The 15,344-nt window shown below is 52.3% G+C and carries 15 protein-coding genes; 13 read left to right on the plus strand and 2 right to left on the minus strand.

Annotation, left to right across the window (positions count from 1 at the left end; genetic code table 11):
* Nucleotides 1-4 precede the first annotated feature (4 nt).
* The 11 genes from ACLJR2_RS06195 to ACLJR2_RS06245 all read left to right on the plus strand — a co-directional run bounded on the left by ACLJR2_RS06195 (nt 5) and on the right by ACLJR2_RS06245 (nt 8,880).
* On the plus strand, nt 5-292 hold the full coding sequence (locus tag ACLJR2_RS06195; RefSeq protein ID WP_001059118.1) for a DUF2623 family protein: 288 nt from the start codon (nt 5-7) through the stop codon (nt 290-292).
* A 189-nt stretch (nt 293-481) separates the two neighbouring features.
* Nucleotides 482-1,600 (plus strand): hydrogenase 2 small subunit, encoded by a 1,119-nt coding sequence (gene hybO, locus ACLJR2_RS06200; protein ID WP_000145429.1) that lies wholly within the window; start codon nt 482-484, stop codon nt 1,598-1,600.
* A gap of 2 nt (nt 1,601-1,602) precedes the next feature.
* Nucleotides 1,603-2,589, plus strand: coding sequence for a hydrogenase 2 operon protein HybA (gene hybA / locus ACLJR2_RS06205; protein WP_001081721.1), 987 nt, complete (start codon nt 1,603-1,605; stop codon nt 2,587-2,589).
* Entirely contained in the window at nt 2,579-3,757 is a 1,179-nt protein-coding gene (hybB, locus tag ACLJR2_RS06210; RefSeq protein WP_000017678.1) for a Ni/Fe-hydrogenase cytochrome b subunit, read from the plus strand. Before hybA ends, hybB begins: the two co-directional genes overlap by 11 nt.
* Complete coding sequence (hybC, locus tag ACLJR2_RS06215; protein ID WP_000083044.1) at nt 3,754-5,457, plus strand: hydrogenase 2 large subunit; 1,704 nt, start codon at nt 3,754-3,756, stop codon at nt 5,455-5,457. The genes hybB and hybC overlap by 4 nt, the downstream gene beginning before the upstream one ends.
* Entirely contained in the window at nt 5,457-5,951 is a 495-nt protein-coding gene (locus tag ACLJR2_RS06220) for a HyaD/HybD family hydrogenase maturation endopeptidase (RefSeq protein WP_001221962.1), read from the plus strand. The genes hybC and ACLJR2_RS06220 overlap by 1 nt, the downstream gene beginning before the upstream one ends.
* Entirely contained in the window at nt 5,944-6,432 is a 489-nt protein-coding gene (gene hybE, locus ACLJR2_RS06225; RefSeq protein ID WP_000004951.1) for a hydrogenase-2 assembly chaperone, read from the plus strand. The genes ACLJR2_RS06220 and hybE overlap by 8 nt, the downstream gene beginning before the upstream one ends.
* Nucleotides 6,425-6,766 (plus strand): hydrogenase maturation nickel metallochaperone HypA, encoded by a 342-nt coding sequence (gene hypA / locus ACLJR2_RS06230; protein WP_000544945.1) that lies wholly within the window; start codon nt 6,425-6,427, stop codon nt 6,764-6,766. The genes hybE and hypA overlap by 8 nt, the downstream gene beginning before the upstream one ends.
* A gap of 27 nt (nt 6,767-6,793) precedes the next feature.
* Nucleotides 6,794-7,042: a hydrogenase maturation factor HybG gene (gene hybG, locus ACLJR2_RS06235; RefSeq protein WP_000334887.1), complete on the plus strand. Its 249-nt coding sequence runs from the start codon at nt 6,794-6,796 to the stop codon at nt 7,040-7,042.
* 75 nt (nt 7,043-7,117) lie between these two features.
* On the plus strand, nt 7,118-8,170 hold the full coding sequence (locus ACLJR2_RS06240; RefSeq protein ID WP_001032018.1) for an ABC transporter substrate-binding protein: 1,053 nt from the start codon (nt 7,118-7,120) through the stop codon (nt 8,168-8,170).
* The gene (locus tag ACLJR2_RS06245; RefSeq protein WP_015633131.1) at nt 8,170-8,880 is read left to right on the plus strand and encodes a molybdate ABC transporter substrate-binding protein; all 711 of its coding nucleotides are present in this window, start codon (nt 8,170-8,172) and stop codon (nt 8,878-8,880) included. The genes ACLJR2_RS06240 and ACLJR2_RS06245 overlap by 1 nt, the downstream gene beginning before the upstream one ends.
* Before the next feature lie 67 nt (nt 8,881-8,947).
* On the opposite strand, the gene yghU is transcribed toward ACLJR2_RS06245, so the two are convergent.
* Nucleotides 8,948-9,814, minus strand: coding sequence for a glutathione-dependent disulfide-bond oxidoreductase (yghU, locus tag ACLJR2_RS06250; protein WP_000774854.1), 867 nt, complete (start codon nt 9,812-9,814; stop codon nt 8,948-8,950).
* Nucleotides 9,815-10,040: 226 nt separating this feature from the next.
* On the opposite strand from yghU, the gene gss reads away from it, so the two are divergent.
* Together gss and ACLJR2_RS06260 are read left to right on the plus strand one after the other, a co-directional pair.
* Entirely contained in the window at nt 10,041-11,897 is a 1,857-nt protein-coding gene (gss, locus tag ACLJR2_RS06255) for a bifunctional glutathionylspermidine amidase/synthase (protein ID WP_000033690.1), read from the plus strand.
* A 669-nt stretch (nt 11,898-12,566) separates the two neighbouring features.
* Nucleotides 12,567-13,625 carry a methyl-accepting chemotaxis protein gene (locus ACLJR2_RS06260; protein ID WP_000475247.1) on the plus strand — a complete coding sequence of 353 codons (1,059 nt, stop codon included), beginning with the start codon at nt 12,567-12,569 and terminating at the stop codon, nt 13,623-13,625.
* Between the two features lie 299 nt (nt 13,626-13,924).
* Here the strand turns inward: ACLJR2_RS06260 and uxaC are convergent, their stop codons facing one another.
* Complete coding sequence (gene uxaC, locus ACLJR2_RS06265; protein WP_000190185.1) at nt 13,925-15,337, minus strand: glucuronate isomerase; 1,413 nt, start codon at nt 15,335-15,337, stop codon at nt 13,925-13,927.
* Nucleotides 15,338-15,344: the final 7 nt, after the last annotated feature.

Consider the following 15,344-nt stretch of genomic DNA (forward strand, 5'->3'; position numbering starts at 1 on the left):
TCAGATGAATAATCATTTTGGGAAAGGGTTAATGGCTGGGTTGCACGCGCCATATGCATATAGCGCGCATCATGCGGTGAATTTCTGTTCTGAGTATAAACATGGCTTTGTATTGGGTTTTACACACCGTATGTTCGAAAAGACCGGCGATCGTCAACTTAGCGCGTGGGAGGCCGGAATTCTGACGCGTCGCTATGGTCTGGATAAAGAAATGGTGATGGATTTCTTTAAAGAGAATCATTCCGGGATGGCGGTTCGCTTCTTTATGGCCGGTTATCGACTCGAAGGTTGATCCAACAGGGGTATTATCTTGCTTTAATTAATTACACTATCGCCTCTTCCCTTCGTTTTACTGTTCCGTCGAAGTATTATGGCGCACATAACCATAAAAAAAGTGTGGTAAATGGCGTACCGATCGCAATAACTTCTTCGCGAACAGTGCAAAATAAAAGCCAGGTCTTCGTAACGGAATAACTATAAAATGACTGGAGATAATACTCTCATCACTTCTCACGGCATTAACCGTCGTGATTTCATGAAGCTTTGTGCAGCACTGGCCGCTACTATGGGGCTCAGTAGCAAAGCCGCCGCAGAAATGGCAGAATCGGTATCCAATCCACAGCGTCCGCCCGTTATCTGGATTGGCGCTCAGGAGTGTACCGGTTGTACCGAATCACTGCTTCGTGCTACACACCCAACCGTTGAAAACCTCGTTCTGGAGACTATCTCTCTGGAATACCACGAGGTACTTTCCGCCGCATTCGGTCACCAGGTCGAAGAAAACAAACATAACGCTCTGGAGAAGTATAAAGGGCAATATGTTCTGGTGGTGGATGGTTCTATCCCACTAAAAGATAACGGTATCTACTGCATGGTTGCCGGCGAGCCGATCGTGGATCACATCCGCAAAGCCGCTGACGGCGCAGCCGCGATTATCGCTATCGGTTCCTGCTCGGCATGGGGTGGCGTTGCTGCGGCTGGCGTAAACCCAACCGGCGCTGTCAGTCTGCAGGAAGTCTTACCGGGCAAAACGGTTATCAATATTCCAGGTTGTCCGCCAAACCCGCATAACTTCCTGGCGACCGTCGCGCATATCATCACATACGGCACGCCGCCGAAGCTGGATGCGAAAAATCGTCCAACCTTTGCCTATGGCCGTCTGATTCATGAGCATTGCGAACGTCGACCACACTTCGACGCAGGCCGTTTTGCCAAAGAATTTGGCGACGAGGGCCACCGTCAGGGCTGGTGTCTCTACCATCTTGGCTGTAAAGGGCCGGAAACCTGGGGCAACTGTTCTACGTTACAGTTCTGTGACGTTGGCGGCGTCTGGCCAGTGGCGATCGGTCATCCTTGCTATGGCTGTAACGAAGAAGGTATCGGCTTCCATAAGGGCATTCACCAGCTTGCTCATGTCGAAAACCAAACTCCGCGTTCAGAGAAACCTGACGTCAATATGAAAGAAGGCGGCAATATCTCTGCGGGCGCTGTCGGTCTGCTTGGCGGCGTAGTCGGTCTGGTTGCCGGCGTCAGCGTGATGGCGGTACGTGAACTGGGGCGTCAGCAAAAGAAAGATAACGCTGACTCACGGGGAGAATAACCGTGAACAGACGTGACTTTATTAAAGCAGCCTCCGGTGGAGCATTGCTGTTGGGCGCCGCGCCGTCTGTCAGCCATGCGGCTGCAGAAAACCGTCCGCCAATTCCAGGTTCGCTGGGCATGCTGTATGACTCCACTCTGTGCGTGGGCTGTCAGGCCTGCGTCACAAAGTGTCAGGATATCAACTTCCCGGCGCGTAACCCGGAAGGGGAGCAGACCTGGTCGAACAACGACAAGCTGTCGCCGTATACCAATAACATTATTCAGGTATGGCGTAGCGGCACGGGCGTGAACAAAGATCAGGAAGAGAACGGCTATGCCTACATCAAGAAACAGTGTATGCACTGCGTCGATCCTAACTGCGTTTCCGTTTGTCCGGTGTCGGCGCTGAAAAAAGATCCGAAAACCGGCATCGTCCACTATGACAAAGATGTCTGCACCGGCTGCCGTTACTGTATGGTCGCCTGTCCGTACAACGTACCTAAGTACGACTACAACAACCCGTTTGGCGCGCTTCACAAGTGTGAGCTGTGTAACCAGAAAGGCGTTGAGCGTCTGGATAAAGGCGGTTTGCCTGGGTGTGTGGAAGTTTGTCCGGCAGGGGCCGTCATTTTCGGTACTCGTGAAGAGCTGATGGCGGAAGCGAAAAAACGTCTGGCCCTCAAACCAGGCAGTGAATATCACTATCCGCGCCAGACGTTGAAAACGGACGACACCTATCTGCATACGGTGCCTAAATACTACCCACACCTCTACGGTGAAAAAGAGGGCGGTGGTACTCAGGTGCTGGTGCTGACAGGCGTTCCTTATGAAGATCTGGATCTGCCGAAGTTGGATGACCTTTCAACCGGAGCGCGCTCCGAGCATGTTCAACACACGCTTTATAAAGGCATGATACTACCCCTGGCTGCGCTGGCGGGCTTAACCGTGCTGGTTCGTCGTAATAGCAAAAACGACCATCACGATGGAGGAGACGATCATGAGTCATGATCCAAAACCGCTGGGCGGAAAAATCATCAGTAAACCGGTCATTATTTTTGGACCGTTAATCGTCCTGTGTATGCTCCTTATCGTGAAGCGTCTGGTCTTCGGGTTGGGCTCCGTTTCCGACCTGAACGGCGGTTTCCCGTGGGGCGTCTGGATTGCCTTTGACCTGTTGATCGGCACCGGCTTTGCCTGCGGCGGTTGGGCGTTGGCATGGGCGGTATATGTCTTTAACCGTGGGCAATACCATCCGTTGGTGCGCCCGGCGTTGCTGGCAAGCTTGTTTGGTTACTCGCTGGGCGGCCTGTCGATCACTATCGACGTCGGTCGTTACTGGAACCTGCCGTACTTCTACATTCCAGGTCACTTCAACGTGAACTCGGTACTGTTTGAGACGGCGGTCTGTATGACCATCTACATCGGCGTGATGGCGCTGGAGTTTGCGCCTGCCCTGTTTGAACGTCTGGGCTGGAAAGTGTCGCTCAAGCGTCTGAATAAGGTGATGTTCTTTATTATCGCGCTGGGCGCGCTGCTGCCGACGATGCACCAGTCCTCAATGGGGTCATTGATGATCTCGGCGGGCTATAAAGTGCATCCGCTATGGCAAAGCTATGAAATGCTGCCGCTGTTCTCGGTTCTGACCGCGTTTATCATGGGCTTCTCCATTGTCATATTTGAGGGGTCGCTGGTTCAGGCTGGCCTGAAAGGAAACGGTCCGGATGAGAAAAATTTGTTTGTTAAGCTGACGAATACCATCAGCGTGCTGCTGGCGATTTTCGTCGTCCTGCGCTTTGGCGAACTGATTTATCGCGACAAGCTGTCCTATGCGTTTGCCGGCGATTTTTACTCCGCTATGTTCTGGATTGAAGTCGTCCTGATGGTCTTCCCGTTAGTGGTGCTGCGTGTGGCGAAACTGCGTAATGACTCTCGTATGCTGTACCTGTCGGCGCTGAGCGCGCTGTTGGGTTGCGCGACGTGGCGTCTGACCTATTCGCTGGTGGCATTCAACCCGGGTGGCGGCTACCACTACTTCCCAACCTGGGAAGAATTGTTGATTTCTATTGGTTTTGTGGCTATTGAGATTTGTGCATACATCGTACTCATTCGTCTACTGCCGATACTTCCTCCTTTAAAACAAAACGATCATAATCGTCATGAGGCGAGCAAAGCATGAGCCAGAGAATTACTATTGATCCGGTAACCCGTATTGAGGGTCATTTACGCATTGACTGCGAAATTGAGAACGGCGTCGTATCCAAAGCATGGGCGTCCGGCACCATGTGGCGCGGTATGGAAGAGATCGTGAAGAACCGCGATCCGCGCGATGCGTGGATGATTGTGCAGCGTATTTGCGGCGTTTGTACGACAACTCACGCGATCTCCTCCGTTCGTGCGGCGGAAAGCGCGCTGAATATTGATGTTCCCGTCAACGCGCAGTATATCCGTAATATTATTCTGGCGGCGCATACCACCCATGACCACATTGTCCATTTCTACCAGCTCTCTGCGCTGGACTGGGTGGACATTACCTCTGCGCTGAAAGCCGATCCGGAAAAAGCTTCTGCGATGCTGGATGGCGTGTCGAGCTGGCACCTGAACAGCGCGCAAGAGTTCACGAAAGTTCAGAACAAGATCAAGGATCTTGTCGCCAGCGGTCAGTTAGGTATTTTCGCCAATGGCTACTGGGGGCACCCGGCAATGCAGTTACCGCCGGAGGTCAACCTGATTGCGGTCGCCCACTATCTGCAGGCGCTGGAATGTCAGCGTGACGCTAACCGCGTGGTGGCGTTGCTGGGCGGTAAATCGCCGCATATCCAGAACCTGGCGGTCGGTGGGGTGGCGAACCCGATCAATCTCGACAGTATCGGTACGTTGAACCTTGAACGCCTGATGTACATCAAATCGTTTATCGATAAGCTGAGCGATTTTGTCGAGCAGGTGTATAAAGTGGATACCGCAGTCATCGCGGCCTACTATCCGGAATGGCTGGAGCGCGGCAAAGGCGCGGTGAACTACCTGAGCGCGCCGGAATTCCCGACCGACGGTAAAAACGGCAGTTTCCTGTTCCCGGGCGGTTACATTACCAATGCCGATCTGTCGACATACCGTCCGATCACCTCTCACTCCGACGAGTTCCTGATTAAAGGTATTCAGGAGAGCGCGAAGCACGCCTGGTACAAAGATGAAGCGCCGCAGGCGCCGTGGGAAGGCACTACGATCCCGGCTTACGACGGTTGGTCGGATGACGGTAAATACTCATGGGTCAAGTCGCCGACATTCTACGGCAAAACCGTCGAAGTCGGGCCGCTGGCGAACATGCTGTGTAAACTGGCTGCAGGTCGTGAATCCACCCAGACCAAGCTCAATGAAATCATTGCGCTTTATCAGAAGCTGACCGGCAAAACGCTGGAAATGGCGCAACTTCACTCTACGCTGGGTCGTATCATCGGGCGTACCGTTCACTGTTGTGAACTGCAAAACATATTGCAGGATCAATACAACGCGCTGATTGTAAATATCGGCAAAGGCGATTACACCACGTTTGTGAAGCCGAACATTCCGGCGACGGGCGAGTTCAAAGGCGTGGGCTTCCTGGAGGCGCCGCGCGGTATGCTGTCTCACTGGATGGTGATTAAAGACGGTATTATCAGTAACTATCAGGCGGTGGTGCCATCGACCTGGAACTCAGGTCCGCGTAACTTCAACGATGACGTGGGGCCGTACGAACAGTCGCTGGTCGGTACGCCGATCGCCGATCCGGCGAAGCCGCTGGAAGTGGTACGTACCATCCACTCCTTCGACCCTTGCATGGCGTGCGCGGTGCACGTGGTGGACGCCGATGGCAATGAAGTGGTCTCGGTGAAGGTTTTGTAATGCGGATATTAGTCTTAGGGGTCGGCAATATTTTGCTGACCGATGAAGCCATCGGGGTGCGTATTGTTGAAGCGTTAGAGCAACGATACACCCTGCCGGATTTCGTTGAGATTCTGGATGGCGGTACGGCGGGAATGGAACTTCTTGGCGATATGGCGAGTCGGGATCATTTGATCATTGCCGACGCCATCGTGTCGAAAAAGAACGCGCCGGGAACCATTATGGTACTGCGCGACGATGAAGTTCCGGCGTTGTTCACCAACAAAATCTCCCCCCATCAGCTTGGACTGGCCGACGTATTGTCGGCCCTCCGCTTTACCGGCGAGTTTCCGAAGAAACTGACCCTGGTCGGCGTTATTCCACAGTCGCTGGAACCGCACATCGGCTTAACGCCAACCGTAGAAGCGATGATTGAACCTGCGCTTGAGCAGGTTCTTGCTGCGCTGCGTGAATCCGGCGTCGAAGCAATTCCTAAGGAGACGGCGCATGTCTGAAACGTTTTCCGGATTCGACACGGCGCCCGTCGCTCGGGTTCAGGCGGCGTTTGAAGAGATAGCCCATCGTTCGATGCACGATCTTTCGTTTCTGCATCCGACTATGCCGGTGCATGTCTCTGATTTTACGTTGTTTGAAGGACAATGGACGGGCACGGTAATTACGCCGTGGATGTTAAGCGCATTAATCTTCCCTGGCCCGGACCAGATCTGGCCCGGGCGTACCGTCGGTGAAAAACTCGGTCTGCAACTGCCTTATGGCACGATGACCTTTACCGTTGGCGAACTGGAAGGCGTTTCGCAATATCTTGCCTGCTCGTTGATGTCGCCGCTTTCCCGTAGCCTGTCGCCGGAAGAGGGCGTCCGGCTGGCGGATGACTGCGCGCGGATGCTGTTATCCCTGCCGGTAAGCAATCCTGATGCGCCGCAGACAAGCCGGCGCGCGTTGCTGTTTGGCCGTCGGAGCTGTGAGAATGCATGAGCTGTCTCTTTGCCAAAGCGCCGTTGAAATTATTCAGCAGCAGGCAGAACAGCACGGCGTGGCGCGCGTCACCGGCGTATGGCTGGAGATAGGCGCGCTTTCGTGCGTTGAAGAGCGCGCGGTTCGTTTCAGCTTTGACATCGCCTGCCAGGGAACTTTAGCGCAAGGGTGCGAATTGCACATCGACTACAGACCGGCCCAGGCCTGGTGCTGGGATTGCAGTCAGGTGGTGGAAATTCTCAGGCATGACGCGCAATGTCCGCATTGTCATGGCGATCGCCTGCGGGTGGATACCGGCGATTCGTTGAAAGTAAAAAGTATTGAGGTCGAATAACCCGCATTTTATTTCAGGTGGTTAATTATGTGTATTGGCGTCCCCGGTCAGGTGTTGGCCGTCGGAGATGATATTCACCAGCTTGCGCAGGTGGAAGTGTGTGGCATCAAACGTGATGTCAATATTGCTCTGATTTGTGAAGGTAAGCCAGCCGATTTGATAGGGCAATGGGTATTGGTACACGTTGGTTTTGCGATGAGCATCATTGACGAAGACGAAGCGAAAGCCACGTTAGATGCGCTGCGCCGCATGGAGTACGACATCACCAGCGCGTGATCCCTTAATCACCTCTATTATATCGCTCTATAATCGTTGTATAATTATTTATATATCGATTATGGGGCGAAACCTATGAATAAATTTTTGCGCCAGCTCTCTCTGCTGGCGTTGCTTTTTTGCTGGCCGTTAATGTCACAGGCGGCGCGTACTTTTACCGATCAACTTGGCCGCCAGGTCACGGTTCCCGACACCGTCGACAGAGTGGTGGTGCTCCAGCATCAAACGCTCAATCTCCTTGTACAGATGAATGCCACTGACAAAATCGTTGGGGTCATGGCGAACTGGAAACAGCAATTAGGCGACGGCTATGCGCGTCTGGCGCCGGAACTGGCGCAAAAAGCCTCGCTGGGCGATCTAACGCACGTTGATCCTGAAAAACTGGTGGCGCTGCGCCCGCAGGTGGTGTTTGTCACGAATTACGCTCCGCAGGAGATGATCGACAAGATCAGCCGTCTTGGCATTCCGGTGGTGGCGATTTCGCTGCGCCATGATGTTGCTGGCGAGCAGGCTAAAATGAACCCGACCCTGGCCGATGAAGAGCAGGCTTATAATCGCGGGCTGCGTGAAGGAATAACGCTGATTGGCGATATCGTCAATAAACCGCAGGAGGCGAAAGCGCTGATTGAGGCGATGAATAAAGGTCGCAAGATGGTCAGCGACCGTTTGCAGTCGGTTCCTGAAAATGAGCGAGTTCGCGCCTATATGGCGAATCCGGAGCTGACCACCTACGGTTCCGGTAAATACACCGGTCTGATGATGGCCCATGCGGGGGCGCTGAATGTAGCGGCATCCTCGGTGAAAGGCTTTAAGCAGGTGACAATGGAGCAGGTGATCGCCTGGGATCCACAGGTAATCTTTGTCCAGAATCGCTATCCAAAGGTCGTCAATGAGATCCTGCACAATCCCCAGTGGCAGGTCATTGACGCGGTGAAGCATCATCGGGTTTACCTGATGCCGGATTATGCCAAAGCCTGGGGATATCCGATGCCGGAGGCGGTGGGAATCGGCGAACTATGGATGGCGAAAAAACTCTATCCGGAAAAATTCCACGATATTGACATGCAAAAGGCCGCTAACGACTGGTATCAACGTTTTTACCGTACTGACTATCAGGGCGTACAGTGATGCGAATACTGGCTGCGGGGAGCTTGCGCGTCGTCTGGCCGCAGCTAATGACGGCGTTTCAGGCGGATGCGGTATGTGATTTCGGTCCGGCGGGGCTGTTACGTGAACGCATCGAAGCGGGCGAAGCATGCGACTTTTTTGCTTCGGCGAACCTGGCGCATCCGCAGGCGCTGCTGGAAAGCGGGCGGGCACTGCGGGTCGCGCCTTTTACGACGAACCGTTTGTGTCTGAGCGTGCGGGCACAGGCGATGCGTGAAGGCGAGGACTGGCTGTCGATATTAACCCGGCGGGATCTGCGGATCGGCACCTCAACAGCAGGTTGCGATCCTTCCGGCGATTATACGCAGCAGCTTTTTTCGCGGATGGGCAAGGAGGGCGAAGCGATCCGAAAACGCGCGGTAGCGCTGGTTGGCGGCAGACAGACTTTGCCGTTACCGGCGGGCCGGCTGGCGGCGGAATGGCTCATCAATCATGATTACACCGATATCTTTATCGGCTATGCCAGCTATGCTCCCAGGCTACGGCAGGTTAATTCGCTGCGAGTGGTTGATATCCCGGAACCTTATAATCCCGTGGCTGAATATGGCTTTGCCTGCCTGAGCGAGCAGGGAAAAACGCTTGCCGACTTTTTACTGTCAGCACGGGCGAGGTTGATTCTCATGCAACATGGGTTTAGTGAAGCGCCGCATATGACGCACTCGCAGAACTGATAAGCGAAGCGTCAGCAGGGAATACCATGCCGGATGACGACATTACTACCTCATCCGGCATTATGGTTTAACTTTGACGTTTATCTTCGGTATGGTTTTCGAAGTCGCTGGCGTCATGGCGTTCGTGAAGCTGTTCGTTCAATGGGCCGTTGGTCCGGTTGACAATGCGCCCCCGCTTTACCGCCGGACGTTCGGCTACCTGTTTCGCCCAGCGTTGTACGTTTTGATAACTTCCGGCATCCAGAAACTCCGCTGCATCATAGACATTCCCCAGCACCACGTTGCCGAACCACGGCCAGATGGTCATATCGGCAATAGTGTACTCTTCTCCCGCGACATACGGGTGGTGAGCTAACTGCTTATCCAGCACGTCCAGCAGACGCTTGGCTTCCATGGTGAAGCGATTAATGGCGTACTCAATTTTTACCGGCGCATAATGATAGAAATGACCGAAACCGCCGCCGAGGAACGGCGCCGCGCCCTGTAGCCAGAACAACCAGTTAAGGGTTTCTGTGCGCTTAGCCAGATCCTGCGGCAGGAAATGGCCAAACTTATCCGCCAGATAAACAAGAATTGCGCCCGACTCAAAAACCCGAATCGGCGGGTTGTGTGAGTTATCGCGCAGCGCCGGGATTTTTGAGTTCGGATTGATGTCAACAAAGCCGCTGGAGAACTGATCACCCTCGCCGATGCGAATCAACCAGGCGTCATATTCGGCGCCGGTCACGCCCAGCGCCAGGAGCTCTTCCAGCATAATAGTCACTTTCTGGCCGTTAGGCGTCCCCAGCGAATAAAGCTGTAACGGATGTTTGCCGACGGGCAGCGTTTTGTCGTGCGTCGGGCCGGAAACCGGGCGATTAATGTTAGCGAACGCGCCGCCGCCGGATTTATCCCACGTCCAGACTTTTGCGGGTTGATAAGTATTATCTGCCATATTGACCTGCCTTCACAGTGGTGGTGTTGAAGCAGTGTAGCAGCTTGCTAACCGGACATTTAACCGATTGGGACATTCCGGCGAGTGAAATTTTAACCTTCTGGCCTCAGTGTGCCTTATTGAGGTGTATGATTATGTCGACCTCTGTCCGGTTAGTGTCACAGAGCAGACAATCAGAGCGAAATCACGCCAGGCTGCTCAGGCGGTCTTGTTTTGAGGTAAGTGCATGAGCAAAGGAACCACCAGTCAGGATGCCCCCTTCGGGACATTATTGGGTTACGCCCCCGGCGGCGTAGCGATCTACTCTTCAGATTACAATTCCCTCGATCCGTGGGACGACGACGACGCAGCTTTTCGTAGCTACATCGACGATGAATACATGGGGCATAAATGGCAGTGCGTGGAATTTGCCCGCCGTTTTCTCTTTCTGAATTATGGCGTTGTTTTTACTGACGTCGGCATGGCCTGGGAAATCTTCTCGCTGCGTTTTCTGCGCGAGGTCGTGAATGACAATATTTTGCCTTTGCAGGCCTTCCCGAACGGTTCGCCGCGCGCGCCGGAGGCCGGGGCGCTGCTCATCTGGCAAAAGGGCGGCGAGTTTAACGAAACCGGGCACGTTGCGATTATCACCCAGCTCCTGGATAACAAAATTCGTATTGCTGAGCAAAACGTTATCCACACGCCATTGCCGCCAGGGCAGCAGTGGACTCGCGAACTGGAAATGGTCGTAGAAAACGGGTGTTACACCCTGCGCGACACCTTCGATGACACGACGATTTTAGGCTGGATGATCCAGACCGACGACACGCAATACAGTTTGTCACAGCCTGACATCGCGAATCAGTCGCTGGCGATTCGCGGCGCAAGACTGCCAGAGAAAGGTCAGTTTGACGGTCAGTGGCTGGATGAGCGCGATCCGTTACAAAAAGCCTATGTACAGGCGAACGGGCACGTTATCAATCAGGACCCGTACCAGTATTTTACCATCACCGAGAGCGCTGAACAGGAGCTTATCAAAGCGACCAATGAGTTGCATTTGATGTACCTGCACGCCACGGACAAAGTTTTAAAAGACGATAATCTGCTGGCGCTATTCGATATCCCCAAAATTCTTTGGCCGCGTCTGCGCCTCTCCTGGCAGCGCCGTCGTCACCATATGATCACCGGTCGTATGGATTTCTGCATGGATGAACGCGGGCTGAAAGTCTATGAATACAATGCCGATTCCGCATCATGCCATACCGAAGCGGGATTAATTCTCGAAAAATGGGCTGAGCAGGGCTATACCGGTAAAGGGCATAACCCGGCGGAGGGCTTAATTAACGAGCTGGCAGGCGCCTGGAAACACAGTAAAGCGCGTCCTTTCGTCCATATCATGCAGGATGATGATATCGAGGAGGACTATCACGCGCAGTTTATGCAGCAGGCGCTGCATCAGGCCGGTTTCGCGAGCAAAATTCTCCGCGGGCTGGGCGAGTTGCGCTGGGATGACGCCGGGCAGTTGATCGATGGCGACGGACGGCTGGTGAATTGTGTCTGGAAAACCTGGGCGTGGGAAACGGCGATGGAGCAGATACGCGAAGTCAGCGAGACGGAGTATGCCGCAGTGCCTATTCGTACCGGGCACCCGGAAAATGAAGTCCGGCTGATTGATGTATTACTGCGCCCGGAAGTGTTGGTGTTTGAACCGCTGTGGACGGTGATCCCGGGTAACAAAGCGATCCTGCCCATCCTGTGGTCGCTCTTCCCGCATCATCGCTATTTGCTCGACACGGATTTTACCGTTAACGATGAGCTGGTGCAGACCGGCTATGCGGTAAAACCGATTGCCGGACGTTGCGGTAGTAATATTGATTTGGTGAGCCATCAGGAAGAGCTCCTGGATAAAACCAGCGGCAAGTTCGCCACGCAGAAAAATATCTATCAGCAGTTGTGGTGCCTGCCGAAGGTCGCCGGGAAGTATATTCAGGTCTGTACGTTTACCGTGGGCGGTAACTACGGCGGTACGTGCCTGCGCGGCGATGATTCATTAGTCATTAAAAAAGAGAGCGATATTGAACCGTTAATCGTCATCAAAGCGTAACGGGGGCATTCTCGTCGGGATATCGGCGTGTGTGCCGATATCCCGCCTGTTGTGTTTACCAGCGAACGGCTATCAGCCTGCCATTTACTGGTAACATATGAGAAATAATATCACAAATTATTCTTAACTTTTCTGACGCAGGCGGTGACGCTCGCCGCGTTGGCGCATCCGTTTCCTGATTTTCGACTAATCGATACTTTTTGCGGCTGGTTACGCTGCGCCCATTCCTTTGGATTTAGGTCATGCCTGTTTGGCTGGTAAACGGACAGCATAATATATTGATGAGTCCAAATGATATTATTGGTCATATAAAAAGTTTACGTTAGGTTATTTTTCTATTGCAAAAGTTTGCGTTTAAACCCTGTCTGCAATCTTCGTGGCGAGATATAGCTACACCTAAGTAAATGCAGTTAATTATTATTCAGCTATTGTTGTCAGCCTTGTAAATAATATTTCCGTATAAAGCGAAGCGACTTCCATCATGACTGTTAATGGTATTGTTGAATAGTTTACTTTGTAAGTATTTAAGTTTGGTGGACGTTTTGTCTTATTCTGGTGAGCGTATGGTTATGGCAGATGACAGCCGATTTTTCATTATGTTAGCATGAGTTGATAATACTTTATCCAGGCATAGATCAGGATGTCCACATATAATAAGGAGAATGGTATATGTTTAAAAAAGTATTAGGCTTGCGCCACTGGAATAATAATGTTGTAAAAATACCGCCGCCAGCAGCAGAATCTGGCGCTAATGCGTCTGACGTGGTGGTGGATACTCCTGAGCCTTATGAGCGGATACTGTGTCAAAAAATTCTGATGGGGATCTCGACGATCGATATCATTCGTAATGCCATCATTAAGTCCTGTGAGCAGCTCAACATTGAAAAAGAACGCATTAATGAACTTAACGAACAGAATGATAAAGCCAGAAGTTCATTAAAATCGCTCGTGGAATTTATCACCGAAATTGGCACGACTTCGTCGGATATTGGCTGTCGTATGGGCGACTTAAATACCTCCTTAACGCAAATTAATGCGTGTATTAAAGAGATACAGAAGATCGCTAACCAGACCAATTTGATAGCGATTAACTCCGCGATCGAGGCCGCGCGCGTAGGGGATGCCGGGCGTGGTTTTAGCGTTATTTCGAAAGAGGTGAAAAACCTGTCCGAAGATGTTAAACACAGTTCGAAAAGCGTCAGTACGTTAACCTCTGTAATCAAAGATAATACGGCCAGAGTGAGTGAGGTGCTGGATAACCAACAGCCGGTTATTGATAATATTACGACTAACATAAATCAAATTGTGGAGTCTATTGGCATCGTCATTGATAAATCGCTGAGCATGAAATCGGTCATGCAGTACATCTCTACGGTGCAGTTTTTGAATATTGTCAAAGTTGACCATGTTATCTGGAAAATGGAAGTCTACAAATTACTCTTAAATAAAGACATAAACAGTAAAATAACGATGCACGATCAGTGTCGGCTGGGGAAATGGTACTACGGTTTTGAAGGGCAGCAGTTTAGCAACTACTACAGTTTCCGTAGTCTGGAAGCGCCGCATAAAGAGGTGCATACCGCTGGTCACTCTGCGCTGAACTATTTTGCCGCAGGCGATATGAATGCGATGTCGCAAGAACTCGACAGAATGGAGCGATCCAGTAATGAGGTGGTTAACCAGCTGGAAATGCTGGCTGTCGATTTATTAAAGGAAACCACAGTGTGAAGTCATGAGTTATTACCGTATAACCAACTGGAGCCATCATCAACAGGACTGATGTATCACACTTTCTGCACTGGAGTTATTCCGGACAGAGAAAAAAAGCATGACGCAGAAGATGGCTGTGTTTGTTTACCCGAATCACTTACCTTAGTAAGTGATTCGGGATTAATCAGCAACATCTTTGCTTTTTATCGGCGGCCAGACTTTGGCTGGAAAAGTGCGTTACTGCTAAATTTCTCACTCTCTTACCGCCCTCCTGCCCCTCGAAATACCTGAGACCTGTGCTCACAGATTAATAGCGATTATTTAATCGTGAAATAACGCTGGGCATTATTGAAGCAGATATCCTGAACCATACGGCTTAGCATCGCTTCATCATCAGGAATCTCTCCGTCCTGCGCCCACTGTCCCAGCAGGTTACAGAGAATACGACGGAAATATTCATGTCGCGTATAAGAAAGGAAACTGCGGGAGTCGGTCAGCATCCCGACAAACTGACTTAACAGTCCCATTTGCGACAGTTGCTCCAGTTGGCGCAGCATCCCGTCTTTCTGATCGTTAAACCACCAGCCGGAACCAAACTGCACTTTTCCGGCAATTCCCGGCCCCTGGAAGTTACCGATCATGGTCGCCAGGACTTCGTTATCACGTGGGTTCAGGCAATAGAGGATAGTCTTGGGCAGTTCATTGGTCACATCCATACTGTCGAGCAAACGGGAGAGCGCCCAGCTAATGTTATTATCGCCAATGGAGTCAAAGCCGGTATCCGGCCCCAGCAGGCGGAACATCCGGGTATTATTATTACGGATCGCGCCAATATGTAGCTGCATCACCCAGCCGCGCGCGGCGTACTGACGGCCCAGCCAGACCAGCACCGCCGTGGTAAACTGGGCGATCTCAAGTTCGCTCAGCGTTTCGCCAGCCAGACGTTTGCCCAGAATGGCGTCAAGCTGCGCGTCGTCGGGCACCGGCGCAAATCGCAGCGTTTCAATGCCATGATCGGACGCGCGGCAGCCGCAGGCGGCGAAATGGTCGAGGCGGCGAGTGAGCGCCTGGCGTAAATCGTCGAAACGGGTAATGCTGACATCTGCCGCCGCTTCCAGTTTCCCCAGGTAATCGACAAAGCCGTCCAGTTCGATTTTGAAAACTTTGTCGGGGCGCCAGCTTGGCGCGACTTCAATATCAATGCTGTCGTCGGTGGCTATCTGGCGGTGATATTCCAGAGAATCTATCGGGTCGTCGGTGGTTCCGACCATCCGCACATTCATCTGCTGCATAATACCGCGCGCGGAAAAGGCCGGCGTCGCCAGTTTCTCATTACACTGCGTCCAGATACTTTCCGCGGTATCCGGTCCGAACAGCGTACCTGTAATACCAAATGGACGGCGTAGTTCAAGGTGCGTCCAGTGATACAGCGGATTGCCCAGCGTTTTTGGTACGGTATTGGCCCAGGCCATATATTTTTCATAATCGCTGGTCTCTTTGCCGGTGATCAGCGACTCATCCACGCCTGCGCTTCGTAGCGCTCGCCATTTATAGTGGTCGCCTTCCAGCCAGATCTGACCGAGGTTATCGAAACGGCGATCGTCGGCGATTTCCTGCGGACTTAAATGGCAGTGGAAGTCATAAATCGGCATGGGCGCGGCGTATTTATGGTACAGCGTGCGGGCAATGTCGTTTTTCAGTAGAAAATCTTCAGTCATAAACGTAGCCATGATTTAT

Source organism: Salmonella sp. SAL03688, assembly GCF_046551895.1.
GTDB classification, from domain to species: Bacteria; Pseudomonadota; Gammaproteobacteria; order Enterobacterales; family Enterobacteriaceae; genus Salmonella; species Salmonella enterica.

What these genes read in the sequence shown, in the direction of transcription:
- hybO (WP_000145429.1), top strand. Translation starts at nt 482, where the DNA reads ATGACTGGAGATAATACTCTCATCACTTCTCACGGCATTAACCGTCGT.
- hybG (WP_000334887.1), top strand. Translation starts at nt 6,794, where the DNA reads ATGTGTATTGGCGTCCCCGGTCAGGTGTTGGCCGTCGGAGATGATATT.
- uxaC (WP_000190185.1), bottom strand. Translation starts at nt 15,337, where the DNA reads ATGGCTACGTTTATGACTGAAGATTTTCTACTGAAAAACGACATTGCC.
- hybC (WP_000083044.1), top strand. Translation starts at nt 3,754, where the DNA reads ATGAGCCAGAGAATTACTATTGATCCGGTAACCCGTATTGAGGGTCAT.
- hypA (WP_000544945.1), top strand. Translation starts at nt 6,425, where the DNA reads ATGCATGAGCTGTCTCTTTGCCAAAGCGCCGTTGAAATTATTCAGCAG.
- hybB (WP_000017678.1), top strand. Translation starts at nt 2,579, where the DNA reads ATGAGTCATGATCCAAAACCGCTGGGCGGAAAAATCATCAGTAAACCG.
- gss (WP_000033690.1), top strand. Translation starts at nt 10,041, where the DNA reads ATGAGCAAAGGAACCACCAGTCAGGATGCCCCCTTCGGGACATTATTG.
- ACLJR2_RS06260 (WP_000475247.1), top strand. Translation starts at nt 12,567, where the DNA reads ATGTTTAAAAAAGTATTAGGCTTGCGCCACTGGAATAATAATGTTGTA.
- yghU (WP_000774854.1), bottom strand. Translation starts at nt 9,814, where the DNA reads ATGGCAGATAATACTTATCAACCCGCAAAAGTCTGGACGTGGGATAAA.
- ACLJR2_RS06240 (WP_001032018.1), top strand. Translation starts at nt 7,118, where the DNA reads ATGAATAAATTTTTGCGCCAGCTCTCTCTGCTGGCGTTGCTTTTTTGC.
- ACLJR2_RS06245 (WP_015633131.1), top strand. Translation starts at nt 8,170, where the DNA reads ATGCGAATACTGGCTGCGGGGAGCTTGCGCGTCGTCTGGCCGCAGCTA.
- ACLJR2_RS06220 (WP_001221962.1), top strand. Translation starts at nt 5,457, where the DNA reads ATGCGGATATTAGTCTTAGGGGTCGGCAATATTTTGCTGACCGATGAA.
- ACLJR2_RS06195 (WP_001059118.1), top strand. Translation starts at nt 5, where the DNA reads ATGAATAATCATTTTGGGAAAGGGTTAATGGCTGGGTTGCACGCGCCA.
- hybE (WP_000004951.1), top strand. Translation starts at nt 5,944, where the DNA reads ATGTCTGAAACGTTTTCCGGATTCGACACGGCGCCCGTCGCTCGGGTT.